At 70.8% G+C, this 18,764-nt stretch carries 19 protein-coding genes and 1 tRNA gene; 10 read left to right on the forward strand and 10 right to left on the reverse strand.

Going from position 1 to position 18,764, the window contains the following annotated elements; genetic code table 11:
* Positions 1-11: 11 nt before the first annotated feature.
* From KALB_RS01700 to KALB_RS01710, 3 genes are read left to right on the forward strand one after another with little or no spacing between them, the layout of a single operon-like run.
* Complete coding sequence (locus KALB_RS01700) at positions 12-389, forward strand: hypothetical protein (RefSeq protein ID WP_025353993.1); 378 nt, start codon at positions 12-14, stop codon at positions 387-389.
* Position 390: 1 nt separating this feature from the next.
* Positions 391-1,659 (forward strand): MFS transporter, encoded by a 1,269-nt coding sequence (locus tag KALB_RS01705; protein ID WP_025353994.1) that lies wholly within the window; start codon positions 391-393, stop codon positions 1,657-1,659.
* Positions 1,643-2,839, forward strand: coding sequence for a DNA polymerase III subunit delta' (locus tag KALB_RS01710; protein ID WP_025353995.1), 1,197 nt, complete (start codon positions 1,643-1,645; stop codon positions 2,837-2,839). Before KALB_RS01705 ends, KALB_RS01710 begins: the two co-directional genes overlap by 17 nt.
* A gap of 331 nt (positions 2,840-3,170) precedes the next feature.
* On the opposite strand, the gene KALB_RS01715 is transcribed toward KALB_RS01710, so the two are convergent.
* From KALB_RS01715 to kduI, 3 genes are read right to left on the reverse strand one after another with little or no spacing between them, the layout of a single operon-like run.
* Positions 3,171-3,893 (reverse strand): IclR family transcriptional regulator, encoded by a 723-nt coding sequence (locus KALB_RS01715; protein ID WP_025353996.1) that lies wholly within the window; start codon positions 3,891-3,893, stop codon positions 3,171-3,173.
* Positions 3,890-4,627 carry an SDR family oxidoreductase gene (locus KALB_RS01720; protein ID WP_025353997.1) on the reverse strand — a complete coding sequence of 246 codons (738 nt, stop codon included), beginning with the start codon at positions 4,625-4,627 and terminating at the stop codon, positions 3,890-3,892. Before KALB_RS01720 ends, KALB_RS01715 begins: the two co-directional genes overlap by 4 nt.
* Positions 4,627-5,454 (reverse strand): 5-dehydro-4-deoxy-D-glucuronate isomerase, encoded by an 828-nt coding sequence (kduI, locus tag KALB_RS01725; protein WP_025353998.1) that lies wholly within the window; start codon positions 5,452-5,454, stop codon positions 4,627-4,629. Before kduI ends, KALB_RS01720 begins: the two co-directional genes overlap by 1 nt.
* Positions 5,455-5,600: 146 nt before the next feature.
* On the opposite strand from kduI, the gene KALB_RS01730 reads away from it, so the two are divergent.
* The gene (locus KALB_RS01730) at positions 5,601-7,166 is read left to right on the forward strand and encodes an L-lactate permease (protein ID WP_025353999.1); all 1,566 of its coding nucleotides are present in this window, start codon (positions 5,601-5,603) and stop codon (positions 7,164-7,166) included.
* The gene (locus KALB_RS01735; protein ID WP_025354000.1) at positions 7,166-8,359 is read left to right on the forward strand and encodes a glycoside hydrolase family 88 protein; all 1,194 of its coding nucleotides are present in this window, start codon (positions 7,166-7,168) and stop codon (positions 8,357-8,359) included. The genes KALB_RS01730 and KALB_RS01735 overlap by 1 nt, the downstream gene beginning before the upstream one ends.
* A gap of 40 nt (positions 8,360-8,399) precedes the next feature.
* On the opposite strand, the gene KALB_RS01740 is transcribed toward KALB_RS01735, so the two are convergent.
* The gene (locus tag KALB_RS01740) at positions 8,400-10,007 is read right to left on the reverse strand and encodes a hypothetical protein (RefSeq protein WP_030111164.1); all 1,608 of its coding nucleotides are present in this window, start codon (positions 10,005-10,007) and stop codon (positions 8,400-8,402) included.
* Between the two features lie 115 nt (positions 10,008-10,122).
* On the opposite strand from KALB_RS01740, the gene KALB_RS01745 reads away from it, so the two are divergent.
* A tRNA-Thr gene (locus KALB_RS01745) sits at positions 10,123-10,199 on the forward strand.
* Between the two features lie 359 nt (positions 10,200-10,558).
* Here KALB_RS01745 and KALB_RS43555 read toward each other — a convergent pair.
* A complete protein-coding gene (locus KALB_RS43555) occupies positions 10,559-11,215 on the reverse strand; it encodes an Rv1352/Rv1906c domain-containing protein (protein WP_025354002.1) in 657 nt (218 codons plus the stop codon).
* A 143-nt stretch (positions 11,216-11,358) separates the two neighbouring features.
* Here KALB_RS43555 and KALB_RS43560 point away from each other — a divergent pair, with 143 nt between their 5' ends.
* Positions 11,359-11,949, forward strand: coding sequence for a hypothetical protein (locus tag KALB_RS43560; protein WP_025354003.1), 591 nt, complete (start codon positions 11,359-11,361; stop codon positions 11,947-11,949).
* Here KALB_RS43560 and KALB_RS01760 read toward each other — a convergent pair.
* Together KALB_RS01760 and KALB_RS48405 are read right to left on the reverse strand one after the other, a co-directional pair.
* A complete protein-coding gene (locus KALB_RS01760; RefSeq protein WP_148309321.1) occupies positions 11,946-14,078 on the reverse strand; it encodes an ATP-binding protein in 2,133 nt (710 codons plus the stop codon). The genes KALB_RS43560 and KALB_RS01760 overlap by 4 nt on opposite strands.
* Before the next feature lie 316 nt (positions 14,079-14,394).
* Positions 14,395-14,931 (reverse strand): hypothetical protein, encoded by a 537-nt coding sequence (locus KALB_RS48405; RefSeq protein WP_201771878.1) that lies wholly within the window; start codon positions 14,929-14,931, stop codon positions 14,395-14,397.
* Between the two features lie 172 nt (positions 14,932-15,103).
* On the opposite strand from KALB_RS48405, the gene KALB_RS01770 reads away from it, so the two are divergent.
* Entirely contained in the window at positions 15,104-15,913 is an 810-nt protein-coding gene (locus KALB_RS01770; protein ID WP_025354006.1) for a C1 family peptidase, read from the forward strand.
* A gap of 5 nt (positions 15,914-15,918) precedes the next feature.
* Here KALB_RS01770 and KALB_RS01775 read toward each other — a convergent pair whose 3' ends face one another.
* Entirely contained in the window at positions 15,919-16,584 is a 666-nt protein-coding gene (locus tag KALB_RS01775; RefSeq protein WP_025354007.1) for a VC0807 family protein, read from the reverse strand.
* Between the two features lie 123 nt (positions 16,585-16,707).
* On the opposite strand from KALB_RS01775, the gene KALB_RS01780 reads away from it, so the two are divergent.
* Entirely contained in the window at positions 16,708-17,133 is a 426-nt protein-coding gene (locus KALB_RS01780; protein WP_025354008.1) for an uL11 family ribosomal protein, read from the forward strand.
* Between the two features lie 188 nt (positions 17,134-17,321).
* Here the strand turns inward: KALB_RS01780 and KALB_RS01785 are convergent, their stop codons facing one another.
* The gene (locus tag KALB_RS01785; RefSeq protein WP_025354009.1) at positions 17,322-17,774 is read right to left on the reverse strand and encodes a DUF4442 domain-containing protein; all 453 of its coding nucleotides are present in this window, start codon (positions 17,772-17,774) and stop codon (positions 17,322-17,324) included.
* Between the two features lie 29 nt (positions 17,775-17,803).
* On the reverse strand, positions 17,804-18,199 hold the full coding sequence (locus tag KALB_RS01790) for a nuclear transport factor 2 family protein (RefSeq protein WP_025354010.1): 396 nt from the start codon (positions 18,197-18,199) through the stop codon (positions 17,804-17,806).
* 84 nt (positions 18,200-18,283) lie between these two features.
* Here KALB_RS01790 and KALB_RS47410 point away from each other — a divergent pair, with 84 nt between their 5' ends.
* Complete coding sequence (locus KALB_RS47410; protein ID WP_025354011.1) at positions 18,284-18,739, forward strand: MarR family winged helix-turn-helix transcriptional regulator; 456 nt, start codon at positions 18,284-18,286, stop codon at positions 18,737-18,739.
* Positions 18,740-18,764 lie beyond the last annotated feature (25 nt).

Raw genomic sequence — 18,764 nt, forward strand, 5'->3', positions numbered from 1 at the left:
AGGCTGGGGCCATGGCTGGCGAGTTCGGACCGGACGGCACCGAGGCTCCGCCGCCATTGCCCGCCTTCCCCGACCCGGTGGCCGGACTGGTCACCGGGGAGTCGCTGCCCCGGGTACCGGAGCCTGCACCGGCTCCGCCCCGCCCGGTGCAGGCCCCGCAGCCCGACGCACGGGCCGTGCAGGAGGCCATCCGCGCCGCCATGGCCCAGGAGCAGCGGCGCAAGGCCCGGCTGCGCCCGCCGAGTCAGCCCGCGCCCATCCCGCCCGCGCCCGCGATCCAGAACCCAGCCGGGAGCAAGTCCGGCGGTGCGGGCTGTGCCGGCTGCCTGGTCACCCTGGTGATCTTCGTGGTCGTGTTCTTCGCGGTCGTCTACACACTCGTCCGCTGACGTGCGCGAGGTCCTGGCGATCCCGGCGTTCCGGCGCCTGTGGACCTCCGCGTACCTGTGCTGCGTCGGCGACTGGCTGTCCCTGCTCGGCCTGTCCTCCCTGCTGGCCACCCTCACGCCGAGCGCGGAACTGCGCAGCTTCGCGCTGAGCGGGGTGGTCGCCACCCAGTTGCTGCCCGGCCTGCTGCTCGCCCCGCTCGCCGGGTGGCTCGCCGACCGGTTCGACCGCAGGCTGGTCATGGTCCTCGCGGACCTGGTGCGCTGTGGGCTGTTCCTGTCGGTGGCCGTGGTCGGCACGACATCTTGGCTGCTCGTCGCCAACTTCGCGATCGGCGCCTGCTCGATGGTGTGGATCCCCGCCAAGGACTCCTCGATCCCCACCGTGCTGCACCGCCCCGAGCAGGTGGAGGCCGCGAGCCAGCTCAGCCTCGTCACCACCTACGGCCTCGCGCTGCTCACCGGCGCCGGGCTGTTCTCGGTGCTGTCCGCCCTCGGCCCCGTGCTGGGCGTGCACGACGGCGGGCTCGGCATCGCCTCGGTGCTCGTCGTGCTCAACGGGTTGCTGTACCTCAGTTCCGCGCTGATCCTTGCCCGGCTGCCCGAGGTGTCCGGCCGGTTCGCCGCCCCGGCCCGGCAGCCCTCCGGCATGGTGCGCGAGGGCCTCCGCTACATGTCGCGGACCCGGTTGGTGCAGGGGCTGGTCGTCGGCATCGTCGGCGCCATCGCCGGTGCGGGCACCGTCCTCGCCGTGGCCCGGCCGTACGCCAACAGCCTGCACGGCGGTGAGGCCGCGTTCGGCACGCTGGTCATCGCCGTGTTCAGCGGGCTGGCCCTCGGCGTCTGGCTCGCTCCGGCACTCGCCAGGCGGCTGCCGCACCACCGGCTGTTCGGGGTGGCGATCCTCGCCGCGGGTACGGCGCTGCTGGCGGTGGCCGCCGCCCCGCACCTGTGGTTCGCGCTGGCCGCCGTCGGTGTGGTCGGCGCCTGTGCCGGGGTGGCCTTCCTGACCGGGCTGACGATCATCGGCTCGCGGGTCGAGGACTCGGTGCGCGGCCGGGTCAACGCGTTCGTGCAGGCCGTGGTCAAGATCGTGCTGTTCGGGGCGACCACCCTGGTGCCCGCCGCCGTGACCCTCGCGGGCACCCGCACCCCGATGCTGGTCGCGGGCGTGCTCGCCGGGTTGGCCGGGGTGTGGGCGTACCGGCTGATGTCGGACCGGCATGATGGACTGGTGACCGAGGTGGTGACTCCGCATGACCGTGTGGGCTGACGTCGTCGGGCAGCCTGATGCCGTGCAGGTGCTCAGCACGGCTGCCGAGGCCGCCGCTGACCTGGTCGCGGGCAAGCCGACCACCCCGGGTGCCATGACGCACGCCTGGCTGTTCACCGGACCGCCCGGTTCGGGGCGCTCGACGGCGGCCAAGGCGTTCGCCGCCGCGTTGCAGTGCGTGGCGCCCGGCGGTCCTCGCGGCTGCGGTGACTGCGCCGCCTGCCGCACGGTGCTCGCCGGTACGCACGCCGACGTGCGCGTGGTCGTCCCGGAGGGGCTGTCGATCTCCGTGGCCGAGATGCGCGCCCTGGTGCAGCTCGCCGCGCGCAGGCCCACCACGGGCCGCTGGCAGATCGTGATCGTGGAGGACGCCGACCGGCTCACCGAGGGCGCCGCCAACGCGCTGCTCAAGGCGGTGGAGGAGCCGCCGGACCGCACGGTGTTCCTGCTCTGCGCGCCCTCCGACCACCCCGAGGACGTGTCGGTGACGATCCGCTCCCGGTGCCGGTCCATCGCGCTGCGCACCCCGCCAGCCGCCGCCATCGCCGAGGTGCTGGAGCGCCGCGACGGCGTCGAGCCCCAGCTCGCCGGGTGGGCCGCTTCGGTGTGCGGCGGCCATATCGGGCGGGCCCGCCGCCTGTCCACCGACCAGGCCGCCCGCGAGCGTCGCGAGTCGGTGCTCGCGATCCCCTTGGCGCTGCGCCGGTTCAGCGACATCTTCCCCAACGCCGACACGCTGGTGAAGGCCGCCGAGGCCGAGGCCGTCACCGCCAACGAGTCGCGCAACGCCTCCGAGACCGAGGCGCTCAAGACCGCGATGGGCGCTGGCGGCACCGGCAAGGGCACCGCTTCGGCCACCCGTGGCGCCGCCGGTGCGCTCAAGGAGCTGGAGCGTAGGCAGAAGTCCCGCGCCACCCGCACCCAGCGCGACTCCCTGGACCTCGCGCTGGTCGACCTGATGGGCTTCTACCGGGACGTGCTGGTCACCAAGTCCGGGGCCGAGGTGGCCCTCAACCACCCCGACCGGGCCGCCGACGCGACAACGGCCGCCGCCTCGTGGACCGCGGAATCCACCCTGCGCCGGTTGGAGGCCGTGCTCTCCTGCCGGGATGCGTTGCAACAGAACGTGAAACCGCGCATCGCCATCGAGGCCATGGTCACCGCCCTGCACCGGGGTTGAGCCGGGGGCGCGGGCACGGGCGTGTCATGAAGGTGCCCCTTGGGACGTTGGGCGTCTCGAACGGCACCTTCATGACATGTGGGTGGGGCTCGCCGGGTCGCCGGGTCCGCCGCGAAGGTGGCTTTCACTGCGCTCAGCGCAGCGAAGGGCACTTTCACTGCACGACCGCGCCCACCCCTCTCGAAGTTGATCTTCGCGGACGCGTTGTCCACAGGCGGCGAGTTGTCCACATGTGGATCTTGAGCAAGATCAGGTGTCGGGGGTGGGCGGTAGACTGGTGACGGGGACGCCCCCCAGGGAGTGGCGGGGGATTGTTACCAGGTAGGGGCGGTCAGCGCTGGTGGCCGAGGGCGGCGGAGATGTCGTTGGCGGCGCGCACCACGTGCGGGCCGAGCGCGATGAGTTCGGCGACGGTGTGCTCGAGTGCGAGCGTGGACACGCTGATGCCGCCGATGACCATGCCGTTGTGGTTGCGCACGGCAGCGCCGACGCAGCGCACGCCGAGCTCGTTCTCCTGGTCGTCCACGGCGAACCCGCAGCTGCGCACCCGCGCGAGTTGGGCGCGCAGCCGGTCGGGATCGGTGATGGTGTACTGGGTCCAGCGAGTGGTGTCCACAGTGGATGTGTCCCGTGTGGACAGAACGGACTTGCCGATCGCTGTGCTGTGCAAGGGAAGCGTGCCGCCGATCCGGGAGGTCATCCGGTACGGCTTGCCGGACTCGACCTTGTCCACGTAGACGAGTTCCTCGCCGAGCAGCATCGCGAAGTGCACGGCGCAGCCGGTGCTGGCCTGCAAGCGGGTCAGCACGGGACGGGCGCGTTCCACGGAGTCGGCGGGCTGCAACACGTTCCCGGCCAGCACCAGCACCTTCGGGCCGATCCGGTAGTCGCTCTCGCCGGTGGCCACGGCGAAACCCTGCTCGATGAGGGTGCGCAGCAGTCGGTGCACGGTGGACTTGGGCAGCCCGGTCACGCGCGCCAGCTCGGTGATCCTGGAGTGCTCGGCCAGCGCCTCCAGTACCACGAGCGCCTTCTCGACGGCCCCCTCGCTCAACGGGCCATCCAGCCACCATCGACCACGAGCACATGCCCGTTGACGTAGTCCGAGGCGGGCGAGCACAGGAAGACCGCGGCCCCGACGAGGTCCTCCGGCCTGCCCCAGCGCCCGGCGGGGATCCGCCCGCGGATGGCCGGTTCGCGGTCCGGATCCGCTTGCAGCGCAGCGGTGTTGTTGGTCTGGATGTAGCCGGGAGCGATGGCGTTGACCTGGATGCCGTGCGGGGCCCACTCGGTGGCCAGCGCCTTGGTCAGCCCGGTGACGGCGTGCTTGCTCGCGGTGTAGCCGCTGACGTTGATGCCGCCCTGGAAGCTCAGCAGCGAGGCGATGTTCACGATCTTGCCCGCGCCACGGGGCAGCATCTGGGCGCCGACGGCCTGGCACAGCGCGAAAACCGAGTCCAGGTTCACGGCGAGCACGCGCTGCCAGTCGGCGAGCCCGACCTGGGCGGCGGGTTCGCGGTGGATGATCCCGGCGTTGTTGACGAGCACGTCGATCTGACGGCGAGCGGCGAGTTCGGCAACGGCCTGCGCGGCGGCAGCGGGATCGGTGAGGTCGACGGTGATCAGCTCGGCCCTGCCGCCGACGGCGTGGACCACCTCGGAGAAGTCCCCGCCGTGGCCGAGCAGCACGAGGTCGGCACCGGCCTGGGCGAGGCCGATCGCGATGGCACGGCCGATGCCGGTACGGGCGCCGGTGACCAGCGCGGTGCGGCCGTCGAGGCGGAACATCAGCGCAGGTCCGTCACGTCGACCGGGTCCATGTCGTCATAAGCCTGGTTCTCCCCGGCCATCGCCCAGACGAACGAGTAGGAGTGGGTGCCCGCCCCGCTGTGGATCGACCAGCTCGGCGAGATCACCGCCTGCTCGTTGGACAGCACCACGTGCCGGGTCTGCTCCGGCTCGCCCAGCAGGTGCACGACCCGGTGCTGTTCGGGCAGGTCGAAGTACAGGTAGCACTCAGTGCGCCGGTCATGGGTGTGCGGGGGCATGGTGTTCCACACGCTGCCCTCGGCCAACGTGGTCATGCCCAGCACGAGCTGGCTGGACCCGATGCCGTCCAGGTGCACGAACTTGCGGATCTCCCGCACGTTGGCGGTCGACTGCTCGCCGAGCCGCACCACGTCCACCTCGGCGAACCGGGCCACCGTGGTCGGGAAGTTGGCGTGCGCGGGAGTGGAGAACAGGTAGAAGTGGGTCTGGTCCTCCTCGGCGTGGAACACGACGTCCACGGCACCGCGGCCCACGTACAGGCAGTCGCGCAGACCGAGTTCGTACGACTCGCCGTCCACCACGACCCGGCCCGACCCGCGCACGGCCACCACGGCCAGCTCGCGGCGCTCGCAGAACGAGGTGGACCGCAGCTCCGCCTCGACGGCCAGCGGCAGCGGCGTGCCGGGCACCGGGGCGGCGCCGCCGAGCACGATCCGGTCGGCGTGGGTGTAGACCGTGCGCACCTCCCCGGCGCGGAACAGGTCCTCGACCAGGTAGTGATCACGCAGCGCTGCGGTGTCGAGGCCGCTGACCTGCGACGGGTGCGTCTGGTGCCGGACCTGCATGGGCAACCCCCTGGCGCTCGGCGTTCCGGAATGACACGATGACCGCCGTCCATGGAACTACGTTCCGTTCCATGGAACAACCCCCGGACCGATACCGCCGCCGGGCCGGGGTCAGGGCTCCCGCACGGGAGAAAGGCGGTGCCACCTTGTTCAGACAGTCGCTCGACCCCGCCGGGTCGCTGACGGCTTCGGCCCTGCTCGCACTGATCCCGCTGTTCGCGGTGCTGGTGCTGCTCGGCGGCCTGCGCTGGAAGGCGCACTGGGCCGGGCTGACCGCACTGGTCATCGCGCTGGCCATCGCCGTGCTCGGTTTCGGCATGCCGCTGGGCTCCGCGCTGGACGCGGGCACGTACGGCATGGCCAACAGCGTGCTGCTGGTCCTGTGGATCACCTTCAACGCGATCTGGATCTACAACCTGACCGTGCGCAGCGGGCACTTCGAGGTGCTGCGCCGCGCGTTCAGCTCGGTCAGCGAGGACTCGCGCATCCAGGCCATCGTCATCGCGTTCTCCTTCGGTGCACTGCTGGAGGCCCTCGCGGGCGGCGGCGGACCGGTGGCCATCTGCTCGGTCATGCTGATCGCGCTGGGCGTCGACCCGCTCAAGGCCGCCGCGCTGACCCTGGTCGCGGACACCGCGCCGGTGGCCTTCGGCGGACTGGGCAACCCGATCACCGCCCTCGGCCCGATCAGCGGCCTGCCGGTGGAGCAGTTCGGCGCGATGGCCGGACGCCAGGTGTCGATCCTGGCCGCGCTGGTGCCCTTCGTGCTGGTGTTCATCGCCGACGGGCGCCGCGGCCTGCGCGAGGTGTGGCCCGCCGCGCTGACCGCGGGCCTGAGCTTCGGCCTCACCCAGTTCCTGGTCTCCAGCTACGTGTCCTACCAGCTCTGCGACATCATCGCGGCCATCGTCTCGGCGGGCGCGGTGCTGCTGCTGGTCCGGGTCTGGCGGCCCTCGGCGAGCAAGTCGGGGCTCGGCCACCGCGAGGTGCTCACGGCCTTCAGCCCGTACGCGATCATCGTGGTGGTCTTCTCGGTGGCGCAGATCCCGGCGGTGAAGACGGCCCTCAACTCCGTGGTGTGGAAGTTCGCCTGGCCGGGGCTGTCGATCACCGGGGCGAACGGCAAGCCGGTGGACACCAGCTACACGCTGAACTTCTTCGGCGCGACCGGCACGTTGCTGCTGCTGTCCGGGCTGATCTCGCTGCTGGTGCTGCGCGTCGGGCTCGGCGCCGCGATCCGCATCTACGGGCGGACCGTGCGGCAGTTCGGCTGGGCGATCCTGGCCATCCTCGCCGTGTTCGCCCTGTCCTACGTGATGAACCTGTCGGGCCAGATCGGCACCCTGGGCTACTGGCTCGCGGGCACCGGCGCGTTCTTCGCCTTCCTGTCCCCGGTGGTCGGCTGGTTCGGCGTGACGATCACCGGTACCGACGTCGGCTCCAACACCCTGCTCGGCGGCTCCCAGTTCGCCGCCGCCCACCAGTTGGGCGCCTCCCCGATCCTGTTCGGCGCGGCCAACAGCTCCGGCGGGGTCATGGCGAAGATGATCTCGCCGCAGAACCTGGCCATCGGCACCGCCGCGGTCGGCCTGGTCGGCAGCGAGGGCGTGCTGTTCCGCCGCGTCTTCGGCTGGAGCCTGCTGCTGTTGCTGGTCATGTGCGTGCTCGTCTACCTGCAGTCAACCCCGATCCTCGGCTGGATGGTGCCCTGATGACCTCGCTCTCCCGTCGCACCCTGTTCGCCGGAACGGCCGCCGCGGCGCTGGCCGCACCGGGACTGGCCTCGGCCGCCCCCGCTCCCGCCTCGTACCGGCAGGCGCTGGACTACGCCGTGGCCAAGCTGCGTGCCGTCGCACCCACGGTCACGTCCTTCCCACAGGGCACGAAGTTCGAGAAGTGGACCTTCGACGCGGGCGGCGGCTGGGTCGGCGGCTTCTGGCCCGGTCTGCTGTGGATGGCCTACCTGGACAGCGGTGAGGACAAGTTCCGCGCGCTGGCACAGGAATCCGCGCTGCGACTCGCCCCGAGACGGACCGACACCGGGGACCACGACCTGGGCTTCCTGTTCAGCCCGTCCTGGGTCACCGCGTGGCGGCTCACCGGGGACAGCTCCTGGCGCGACGGCGCGGTCACGGCCGCCGACTCACTGATCAAGCGGTACAACCCGGCGGGCAGGTTCATCCGCGCCTGGGGCAAGCTCGGCACCGACGACCGGGCGGGCCGGGTCATCGTGGACACGATGATGAACCTGGACCTGCTCTGCTTCGCCAGCCAGGCCACCGGCGACCGCAAGTACGTGGACATCGCCGTGGCGCACGCGCAGAACACGGCCGCCCACCTGGTGCGCCCCGACGGGTCGACCTGCCACGTGTTCGACTTCGACCCGGCCACCGGTGCCCCGATCGGCCAGAACACCGTGCAGGGCTACAGCCCGACCTCCTGCTGGTCGCGCGGTCAGTCCTGGGCGATCTACGGCTACACGCGCATGCACCACCGCACCGGTCGCGCCGAGTTCCTGAGCACCGCCCGCGAGGTCGCCGACTGGGCGCTGGACCACCTCGACGCCGACGGCGTACCGGTCTGGGACTACCGGTCACCGTTGGCGCCCAACGACATCAAGGACTCCTCGGCGGGCGCGATCACCGCGTGCGGGCTGCTCGACCTGGCCAGGGCCACCGGGATCGCCCGGTACCGGACCACGGCGCTGCGCATCCTGGACGCCCTGTGCCGCACCTGCCTGACGACCCGGTCCACGCGGGCCGAGGCCGTGCTGGCCCGCGGCACGCGCAACCGCCCCAGCGAGGACGGCGTGGAGATCTCCTTGCCGTACGGGGACTACTACCTGATGGAGGGCCTGCTCCGGGTGCTGCGCCCGGACCAGGTCGAGAAGGCACTCGACCTGTGAGGCGGGCGGGGCCGCGCCGAGCTGGGCGCGGCCCCACGGCTCACTGCTTGGTGGGCCGCTTGGCCCTGCGGTACGGCAGCGCGGCGACCACGACCACACCGGCCAGCAGGAAGGCCGTGCCCGTCCAGAACAGCGGGATCGTGTCGTACGCGGCGTTTGTGTAGGCCAGCGGGGGCGAGCCCTGCGGGGCGGGCGGGGCCGCCGTGGTCGAGCCGCCGGGGCCGGGAGTGGAGCCGCACTCCACGCCGCCGGTCGGCGCGGCGGCGCGGGCCACCTGCTCACCCAGGGTCACCTGGGCCAGCGCGGAGGGCAGGTTCGGCAGCCCCAGCGCGTCGGTGGGCAGCAGTTGCAGGTCCAGCAGCCGCGCCGTGGCCCCGACCTGGTACCCGGCGAAGGGCTGGCCGGTCAGCGCCTGGGACTTCTTGTCCAGCTCGGCGATCTGCAACCGCAACACGCCGATGTCGATCTTCTTGAACCCGTCCGGGATGGCCGAGCCGTTCGGCAGCAGCTGACCGATGATCGGCAGCTTGCCGAGCTGGTCGGCGCCCGGCAGCGGCACGCCCACCGGCACGTCCAGCTTCGGGTTGGCCGCGTCCAGCGTGCCCAGGGTCTTGCCGCCCTGCACCACCTGCAACACCGGCGCCGTGTAGGCCACCGAGGAGCTCTTCTCGTCACCGCCCGAGGTCACCTGAAGGGTGGGCTGGCTGACCACGTTGATGTCGATCTCCATCGGGGTGCCCGCGAGGATCTTCACGCTGGCCACCTGCAAGGTGGAGGTGGACTGCACGGCCTTGTTCCTCGAACCCGGGATGTCGACCAGCTTCACCACCGAGCGCGAGCTCAGCGTGTTCGGCAGGCTGAGCAGCGAGCCCTTGCCGTCCTCGGTCTGCTTGCCGGAGAGCAGCCCGCCCAGCTGGCTCAACGGCGCGGACATCGACTTCAGCGAGTTCACCACCTCGCCCGCGGTGTTCGCGTCCAGCTTGGAGCTCGGGTTGATCAGACCGGTCAGGTCCGGCTTGCTCGGCAGCGAAGGGATCGCGTTGAGCACCGACAGACTCGCCAGCGAGGTCTGCGCGTCGGCGATCGTGTCCACGCAGGGACCCAGCGTGTCGCTCCAGCGGGCGTGCACGCTGCCGTTGAGCAGGCCCACCTTGAGCAGCGCGTCCAGCGGGGTCGACGGCGGGTTCAAGCCGCCCGTGGTGGCCTGCGGGTTGTCCGGCAGCGCCGTCTGAGCCAGGGCGCCCGGGGTCTGCGGGGCGTTGCCGCCCACCGCGAAACCCATCGGCGAGGCCTGCGCGATCGCCCGCTCATAGGCCAGGTACGCCTCGGTGTTGGCCTGCGCGCTGGACAGGCCGAAACCCGCCTCGGCCAGCGGCTGCTTGGGCAGATCCTTGGACAGGTCCGGCAGGATCGAGCCGGTGGGCTGCGAGTTCGGCAGCAGCCGGATCACCGCCAAACCGCCACCCGCGTCACCCACCGCGTGGCCCAGCGGCTGCGGGCCGAGCGCCGCCGAGGCAGGCGGCTGCCCCGGGTTCACGGGGCTGGGCACCGGCGTGGTCGTCGGCACCGCGAAAGCAGGCGTTGCGCAGAGCGCGAGCAGCGCGGCTGCTGCTGGCAGGGCCAGGGCGGTCGGCGGGCGTCTGCGCATCAGCGATGTCCTCCTCCGGGCGGTCGTGAGCCTGAGACCGGCGTCACGTACCTCCTAACGACCAGGGGGCCGGTGGGGTGACGGCCCGGTGCGTACCGCTATAGTGGGAACCAACGCCGCCTTAGCTCAGTCGGCCAGAGCAGCTCACTCGTAATGAGCAGGTCGTCGGTTCGATTCCGACAGGCGGCTCCAGACCTGGAGGACCCCTGTCTGCGGAAAGCGCAGACGGGGGTTTTTCGCTGTTTGTTGTGGGGGGACGACCCCCCACGCCCCCCGGTGTGGGGGCGCTGCCCCCACGGCCCCGGGTGGGTGGGGATGAGTTCGCTCCAGGTCCCCGTGTGAGGGCGGGGCCCCCACGGCCCCCTCGGGTGGGCGGCTAGCGCCTGCCCCTGTTGGGTGTGTGTCAGTGCCCACGGCCCTTCGGGCGTGGGGGTCCAGCGCCTACTGCCCGCTCGGACGGGCGGCCAGCGCTACGGCCCCCTGTAGACGGGCGGTCTTCCTGCACCTCCCGGTGGGGCTGGTGGCGGCACTTCCCTGGGATGGGACTCGGGTCAGTTGACCTTGGTCCATTGCTGGCAGCCGGAGGTCTTGAAGGCGCCGTCGGTGGCGGCGATGGTGACCGTGGTGGGCCCCTTCGCGTTGTCATTGGCGATGATCGAACTGAATTCGCCCGAGGTGTCCTTCTCCCGCGCCCAATAGCAGATGGGCAGTGCGCCGTCCGTGGGGCCAGCCGTCCGGTACGTGCCGGGGAGGATGTCCGTGCCGACTACGTGCACGCCGGGGCCGAAGCTGGTCGCTGGGCCAGTAGGCGTCGCGGTAGTGGTCGTGGGTGCGGCACTGCTCGTGGCTGGTGCGACCGCGGCGACCGGTGCGGTGGTGGGCGAGGCTGCGGGCTTGGTAGACGTGCTGGCGGCCAAGGCGGCGATCCACAGGGTGCTCAGCACCAATGCGAGGACCCCCAGCACGAGTCCCGCGATGGCGAACCCGAGACGATCCGCCTGCCCGCGCCGCACCCGCCCGATCCCGACCAGGCCGAACACCAGGCCGAGCACGCCGAGCGGGATGCTCGCCCACACCATCAGCAGGGGGACGATCGCGAGCAGGGCGCCGATCAGACCGGTGGTGAGCGCGGCGGTGCACAGGCCGTTTCGGGGTAGCGCTGCCTGCGGCGGGACGGGGTAGAGCGGTACTGGGTTAGGTTGCATCATGACTGCTCCTCACTGATGCCAGGACAGTCGCGGGCGCGGTCCCATCCGTTTCCCATCTTGCGAATTCCGGGGGCGCGGTAACGGGAAGGCGGGGCTGGGGCGAATAGTGGGGTGGTCATCCGGGGCGGGAAGCAGGTGTTGGGGTGAGCAGGTGCAGGCGCTGCGGGCGCGACCTGGCGGACAGGACGCAGCAGTTCTGCATCTGGTGCGGCCAACCCGTTGTCCGGCAACGAGAACTGGACTGGCGCCTGGTCGCGGCGGCAGGGGTCGTGCTGCTCCTGATCGGGGTGACGGCGTTCCTGCTGCTGCGCGGCGGGGAATCGGGTACGCCGGTGGCGCAGTCGCCGGTGGTCGCCGAAACCACCGTCAGCACGACGGAACCCACCACGAGGACCACGACGACCACCACCACCCCGCCGACGACGACGAGTTCGACGGTGTCGAACGATCCGGGGCAGGTGGTACAGCGCTACTACGACGCGATCAACAAGCGCGACTACCGGGCGGCGTGGAACCTGGGCGGCAGCAACCTGGGCAAGTCCTACGAGCAGTTCGCGGCCGGGTTCGACGGCACGGACCAGGACTCGGTGACGATCACCGCGGTGTCCGGGGAGACGGTGTACCTGCACCTGACGGCACGGCAGCGCGGCGGCACGGTGCTGTACTTCCAGGGCTCGTACGTGGTGCGCGCGGGGATCATCGCGAGCGCGACGCTGAAGGCGGCCACGAACTAGAACCCGGCAAGTAGTTGCTGCACACGGTCGGCCTCCGCCGTGCGGTGCTGCGACCGGTACAGCCGCATCGCCTCGACCAGCGCGGACCGGGCAGGGCCGAGCTCCGCCAAGGTCAGGCGGATGCGTCCGATGCTGGCCAGCGTGTCGGCCTGGGCGTAGGTGGTGCCCAGTACCCGGGCCAGTTCGGCGGACCGCTCGTAGTGGTGCAGCGCGATGCGCGGACGCCCCAGCCGTTGGGCGTGCCGTCCCAGGTGGTGCAGCGTGGCGGCCTCGCCCGTGCGGTGCCCGTGCTCGGAGAACAGCGCCAGCGCGTCCTGGCAGGCCGACTCCGCAGCTTCGTCCGCGCCGAGCTGTGAGTTGAAGGCACCGATCATGGCCAGTGCCCAGGCCTGGCGCACGGGGTGGCTCAGCGACCGGTACAGCCGCAGCGATTCCATGGCGTGCCCCAGTGCCTGCTGCACGGTGCCGCACCGCGCCAGCACCCCGGCGGCGCAGTGGTGCGTGGCCGCGCGGTAGTTGAGATCGCAGTGCCATTCGGCGATCGCCAGCGCCTGCGACACGTGTTCCAGCGCGTGCTCGTGCATGCCCAGCCGGGAGCACGCGTTGGCCAGCATCTGGTTGGCCAGGGCCAGCGCGGGCGGTTCGCCGAGGTGGTCGGCGGCGGCGAGGGCGAGCCGCCACACGCTGAGGTCGTCGTGCAGGTGCCCGCACCACCAGTGGAAGGCGTGCATCGCCCAGGCGATCTGCCAGACATGGGTGTGCAGCCCGTTGCCGTGCGCGATCTGCTGCGCGGCGATCAGGTTGGCGTGCTCCCGGCCGAACCACTCCAGCGCGGCCTGCCGTGACCCGAACACCAGCGGCACACAGCCCGGGGCGGGCGGTTCGAGCACGACGCGCTGGCAGTCCGGGTCCAGCAGCCGGTCCGCTTGGTGCGCCGTGTGCAGGTAGAAGTCCAGCAGGCGGAGCAGGCCCTGCTCACGGGACCGCCGGTGCTCCGGCAACTGCGCCTGCTCCCACGCGAACAACCGCACCAGGTCATGCACCTGGTACCGGCCGGGTTGGTGCTGGCGCACCAGGTGGGCGACCTCCAGCGTGCGCAGCAGGGCTCGGGTGCGTGCCGTGGACAGGGCGGCGAGCGAGGCCGCGGCGGCCAACCCGATGTCGGGTCCGGGCGCGAGGCCCAGCAGCCGGAACACCTCGGCGGCCTCGGGGGTGAGCGCGTGGTACGAGCAGGAGAACACGGTGCGCAGGCTCGTCGGGATGTCCCCGGCGTCGAAGGCGTCCAGCCGGGCGGAGGCGTCGCGCAGTTCCTCGGCCAGCAGTGCCAGCGGCAGGTCCGGGCGGTCGGCGGCGCGTGCGGCCACGATGCCCACCGCGCGCGGCAAACCGGCGCAGTAGTGCAGCAGGTCGGTGACCGCCTCGGGTTCGGTGTCGACCCGGTCCGCGCCGAGCTGGCCGACGAGCAGCTCTCGGGCCTCGTGCTCGGGCAGCAGCGGCAGGCGCAGCAGGTGCGCGCCGTGCATGCGCAGTGCGGGCAGGTGGTGCTGGCTGGTCACCAGCACTGTGCAGGCCGCACTGCCCGGCAACAGCGGGGTGATCTGGGTGGCGTCCAGCGCGTTGTCCAACAGGACCAGCATTCGCCGTTCGGCGACCAGGCTGCGGTACAGGCCGATCTGCGAGTCGGGGTCGGCGGGCACGCGTTCGGGCTGAACCCCCAGCGCGTCAAGGAAACCGCGCACCACCTCGCCCGGCGACTTCGGCCTGCCACCGGGGGAGAAGCCGCACAGGTCGACGAACAGCTGCCCGTCCGGGAACCGGTCGCGGTGGGCGTGCGCCCAGTGCAGGGCCAGCCAGGTCTTGCCCACCCCGGTGCCGCCGGCGATCGCGGAGATCACCTGCGAACCGTCCTCCTCGGCACGGTCCACCGCCCCGGTCAGCTCCGACAGCTCGGCCAGCCGCCCGGTGAAGGCCCTCGGCGCGGCGGGCAGCTGCCTGGGCACGGGGGTGTGGTGCCGGTCGTGGTGCAGGCACACCCCGCCGGAGATGACCCCGGCCTGCACCACCGGCCCGGTAACCGGGGCGTGCACCCCGTTCACACCGCCCCCGGTCTCGTTCCGTTGTTCTGCCACTGCGGCGACCCCCGACGCCAGTCCTGCCCGATCCAGGCATGGGAAAACACGGACCGGTCGCCACCCGAGTCACCCTCGTAATGCGGTGACGGCGACAGGCACATCCCGGGCGCGCCCGGCTTCTTGATCGCATTCGGGCGGCGATCGCCCGATGCCGGACATGATGCCTAGGTGATCATGGAATGGCGCCGTGTTCGCTGCTCGCAGCGGCGACCGGTCGCTGGACAGCGACGAACGGTTGAACGCGAACTGCCCGGCATAATTCAATCTGGGAATGGGTCGACTAGGGGAGAGTTGTTGATTCTCGGTGATCGGGCTAGTTGCCCAGTGTCACGAACACCCCGGTGGTCCTGGCCTGGTCCGCCTGCACGGTGACCTTGCCACGATGCGACACCTCGACCTGGTAGAACTTCTCGCCGACCGGCACATCGGGGACCGTGAAGGCGAAGACGCAGCTGAGGGATCCGGTGCCTTGCTGCCCGCTGACCAGCGAACCAACCGCCAGGACCTGGCCGCTCGCGCCGTAGACGGTGACGGCGGCGCCCTTGCCGATGTCGTTGTAGCCACCGGTCCCGTAGCACTCCGAGCCCGAGTTCACCCCGCTCAGGCTGGTACTGGTCAACGTCAGCGAGCCCTTGAGGCTGAAGTTGTCGGCGGGCGGTGTGGTGAGCCCGGGGAGCAGTGCGAAAGCCGCCCAGGTCAGCCCGACGACAATCGCGCCGGACGCGGCGCCGAGCAGGAAAGTGAGAATTCCGCGACTGGATTTCGGTGAAACCTCCGGTCCAGGGAACAACGGGGTTGCGGCCTGCGGTAAGCCGGTGGGAGACGTGCCTGGGAAATGCGGATCGGACATGCGCGCCTCGCACTGTGTGACGATTGCCCTGCCTCGGGTACACGACACATCGCACCGAGCTCGCTAGTCGTTACTGCCCCTCGAATGGAGCATTTTCGTATCAGGTCCCGCTGCCGATGCTCTTATCAGAAGCACCCGTCGATGTCTCGGCGGGTTGACGAGGGGATCCGACATGACCAGTCCCACACCCAGGAGCAAGGCGCGTTATGGCTGGGTGCCCGACCTGCCCGACGCCCGCGACCACGTCTACGCCGCCCCGCACGCCGCGGTGGCCAACCTGCCCGCCAGCACGGACCTGCGTTCGGTGCTGCCCGACAGCTACGACCAGGGCCCGATCGGCAGTTGCACGGCCAACGCCATCGGCGGGGCCTTCCAGTTCGCGGTGCGCAAACAGCAACTGCCCGACCTGATGCCCTCCCGGCTGTTCATCTACTACAACGAGCGGGCCATCGAGGGCACCGTGGGCACCGACTCCGGGGCGATGATCCGTGACGGGGTCAAGAGCGTTGCCAAACAAGGGGTTTGCGCCGAATCGGAGTGGCCGTACGAGGCCGTGCAGGCCGATGCCAGCGGCCACTTCCCGGCTGGTTCACGGGAGGTGACCAAGCCCTCGGACTCCTGTTACCAGCACGCGTTGCAGAACAGGGCCACCTCCTACCAGCGGGTGCCCCGCACCCTCGACCAGTTCCGCGGTTGCCTGGCGGCCGGGTTCCCGTTCGTGTTCGGGTTCACCGTCTACTCAAGCTTCGAGAGCAGCGAGGTCGCGAAGACCGGGGTGGTGCCGATGCCCGCCGCGAAGGAGTCGGTGCTCGGCGGGCACGCCGTGCTCGCGGTCGGCTACGACGACTCCCAGCAGCGCTTCCTGGTGCGCAACTCCTGGGGCACCGGCTGGGGTCAGCACGGCCACTTCACGATGCCCTACGCGTACCTGACCGACGCGAATCTGTCCGACGACTTCTGGACGATCCGCGTCGTCAGCTGAGCCGGTCACGCGGTGTGCTGTCCCAGCATCGCAGCGGCCCGCGCCACCGCGGGCCGCTGCGCCACGTTGCACAGCACGATCATGGCGATCAGCGGGATGTTGGTCGCCCACACCGCAGTGTCGAAGGGCAGCAGGTAGATCACCGCGAGGCGGGCGAAGAACTCCAGCACCATGCCCACGCCCCAGACGGTGCTGGCGGTGACGAGGTGCCCGCGGAACTCGGGGGAGGTGGCCAGCAGGTGCTCCCAGGCGGCGGCCTTCGCGCTGCTGCCCGCGAGGAACGGCTTCACCGCGGCCGCCATCATCGGCTTGCCGCGCAGCCCGGCCCCGATTACCAGCAGCCCGAGGGGCAGGATGCCGACCGACTCCTTGGCGAGCATGAACTGGGGTGAGCCGGTGAGCAGGCTGATCGGGATGCCGACCACCGTGAAGACCAGCACCACCAGTGCCAGGCGGTCCGGTGCGCCGTTGCGCAGGAAGCTCCAGATCGTGCGCCCGGCCGGGATCAGCCCGCTCAGCGCCAGCGCCCAGATCGTCGGCACGCCCAGGTTGCTCAGCAGGTAGTAGGCGCCCAGCGGCAGCAGGATGTCGACCACCAGCGGCAGCAGTCCGCGCAGGGCAGCCCTGCGCTCCTCGGTCTGGTCGCTGACGGGGAGCTTGGTCGTCGTCATGCCCCAACGCTAGGAATCCGTTGTGCGTCAAGGGCATGTCGTACGTCCGCTGTCGGCCATGACAGGTGTCACCGGTAAACGGGTTTGAGTCTGACGTAGCGTCAGTCCCTAGCGTCGCCGCCCATGGCTGTGCAGAAGAAGAGGACCTTCGAGGTCACCATGGAGCTGACCGCGGGCGAGGCCCCGGTCGCCGACCTGGGCAAGATGCTGGGGCAGACCGGCGTGAACCTGCGGGAGGTCAAGCGCGGGTACGACGAGGCCACCGCCGGGCAGCGCGGGGACATCGTGCCGGTGGTCGTCACCGTGTACGAGGACCGCTCGTTCACGCTGCGGCTGAAGACCCCGCCCACGGCGTTCCTGATCCGCAAGGCGTTGGGTGGCAAGGGATCGGCCCGGCCCGGTCAGGTCGATGCCGGCGAGCTGAGCCGGGAGCAACTGCGGCTGATCGCCGAGCGCAAGCTGTCCGACCTGAACACCACCGACCTGGCCGCCGCCATGCGCACCATCGCGGGCACCGCCCGCTCCATGGGAGTGCGGGTGGCCGACTAACCCGTGCGTCCCCCACCACTCCTCGGGGGGCGACCCCGGTTCCAGTCTACCCGCCCTCGCGCCCGGTTGATCTTGCTGGAGATCCACTTGTGGACAACTCGGCGGGTGTGGACAAACTGGGGGTTCCCGGGCCCCATGAAGGTGTCATTCGCCAGGTCGGACGGGCTGAATGACACCTTCGTGGCGGCTCAGCGGTTGGGGCGCAGGGTCCACACCACGGTCAGCTCGGTGGTGGTCACGCCCTCGGCGTTGGAGATCGTCACGTGCACCGGGAACTCGGGGCGCTGGCCCGCGTCGAGTTCGGCGATGACCTCCTCGGCGGCCCTGCCCAGCACCGCCTCGGCGCGCAGGTCCCCGAGCGCGACCTTCTTGTAGCGGATCTCGGCGTTGGCGACCAGCGGCACCGCCCGGCCCAGCTGCTCGGCGAAGGCGGCCATGACCACCGCGCCGGAGGCGGTCTCGCCGATGCCGAAGATCATCGCGGCGTGCGGGCCACCGACGTGGTTGTGCTGCGGGGCGGCGTCGGGCAGCACCGCGACGACCTTCTCGCCGCTGACGTGCTCGAACTGGACCCCGTTCGTGCCGACCCACGGCACGGCCTGCTTCATGCCCTCGCCGATCAGCGCGTAGTCGATGCTCATGGCAACGATGCTACTCGACGGTAACTTAGCTAGTGCGCGTGACCCAGATCACTGTCCTCCGCTGCGCCCGTGATGAGCCTGCTCAGCTCGCGGATACTGGCGGCCTTGCCATCCCTGAGCTGGGTGAACATGTAGACCTCGACCTCGACTGGCGTGCCGTCGGGCTTGGTGCCGCGCACGGTGTGCACGTCGGCCACGGTCGAGCCCTCGACGGCGATCTCCTGCACCTGCACCTGGACCTCGGTGAGGCCGCGTGCCCGCAGGTGCCGCACGTGGTCGGCGAACGCGGCCCTGTCGAGCACGTGCCCGTCGGTGTGCTGGACGTAGTCCTGGGTGAAGTAGGTGTCCACTGCCTGCTCCACATCCTCGATGCCGCCGAACAGCACGTCCTGCATGGCGTTCTCGACGAACTTCTTGGCGTCCATGGGGTTCCTCCTCGAAAAAGTGCGTGCAGCACGCACGTTAATCCGAAAAACAGATGCGTGCAAGGTGCAGGTATTCTGGGTCACGTGACGAACAGGGACGAGGCGCTCCAGGCCATCGAGCAGTCCGCGACGGCGTTGTTGCAGCGCGCCAACCGGGCTCACCTCTACGGGGAGCTGCTGCGCGCGGGCGGCCTGGATCTGGACGACGCGGTCTACCCGGTGCTCAGCGTGGTCGCCGACCTCGGTTCGGCCCGGGTCGCCGAGGTCGCGGCGGCCGCGGGCATCGGGCCGACCACCGGCAGCCGGCACCTGACCCAGTTGGAGCGGCTCGACCTGGTGCGTCGCGGCATCGATCCGCAGGACGCGCGGGCGGCCGTGGTGGAGCTGACCCCGGCGGGCAAGCGGGTCATCGCCAAGATGCGCAGGGCCAGGGTGGGGCTGTTCGCGGAGATGGTCGAGGACTGGTCGGACGAGGAGTTGTCCCAGTTCGGGGCGCACTTCCAGCGGTTCGTACTGGCGCTGGCGGAGCGCAGGCGCTGACTGCGACCGGGGTCACAGAGTATTT

Source organism: Kutzneria viridogrisea DSM 43870, assembly GCF_000525635.1.
Taxonomy (GTDB): Bacteria; Actinomycetota; Actinomycetes; order Mycobacteriales; family Pseudonocardiaceae; genus Kutzneria; species Kutzneria viridogrisea.

What these genes read in the sequence shown, in the direction of transcription:
- KALB_RS01710 (WP_025353995.1), top strand. Translation starts at nt 1,643, where the DNA reads ATGACCGTGTGGGCTGACGTCGTCGGGCAGCCTGATGCCGTGCAGGTG.
- KALB_RS01720 (WP_025353997.1), bottom strand. Translation starts at nt 4,627, where the DNA reads ATGTTCCGCCTCGACGGCCGCACCGCGCTGGTCACCGGCGCCCGTACC.
- KALB_RS01775 (WP_025354007.1), bottom strand. Translation starts at nt 16,584, where the DNA reads ATGACGACGACCAAGCTCCCCGTCAGCGACCAGACCGAGGAGCGCAGG.
- KALB_RS01780 (WP_025354008.1), top strand. Translation starts at nt 16,708, where the DNA reads ATGGCTGTGCAGAAGAAGAGGACCTTCGAGGTCACCATGGAGCTGACC.
- KALB_RS01770 (WP_025354006.1), top strand. Translation starts at nt 15,104, where the DNA reads ATGACCAGTCCCACACCCAGGAGCAAGGCGCGTTATGGCTGGGTGCCC.
- KALB_RS48405 (WP_201771878.1), bottom strand. Translation starts at nt 14,931, where the DNA reads ATGTCCGATCCGCATTTCCCAGGCACGTCTCCCACCGGCTTACCGCAG.
- KALB_RS01790 (WP_025354010.1), bottom strand. Translation starts at nt 18,199, where the DNA reads ATGGACGCCAAGAAGTTCGTCGAGAACGCCATGCAGGACGTGCTGTTC.
- KALB_RS01785 (WP_025354009.1), bottom strand. Translation starts at nt 17,774, where the DNA reads ATGAGCATCGACTACGCGCTGATCGGCGAGGGCATGAAGCAGGCCGTG.
- KALB_RS01740 (WP_030111164.1), bottom strand. Translation starts at nt 10,007, where the DNA reads ATGCGCAGACGCCCGCCGACCGCCCTGGCCCTGCCAGCAGCAGCCGCG.
- kduI (WP_025353998.1), bottom strand. Translation starts at nt 5,454, where the DNA reads ATGCAGGTCCGGCACCAGACGCACCCGTCGCAGGTCAGCGGCCTCGAC.
- KALB_RS01735 (WP_025354000.1), top strand. Translation starts at nt 7,166, where the DNA reads ATGACCTCGCTCTCCCGTCGCACCCTGTTCGCCGGAACGGCCGCCGCG.
- KALB_RS43555 (WP_025354002.1), bottom strand. Translation starts at nt 11,215, where the DNA reads ATGATGCAACCTAACCCAGTACCGCTCTACCCCGTCCCGCCGCAGGCA.
- KALB_RS01700 (WP_025353993.1), top strand. Translation starts at nt 12, where the DNA reads ATGGCTGGCGAGTTCGGACCGGACGGCACCGAGGCTCCGCCGCCATTG.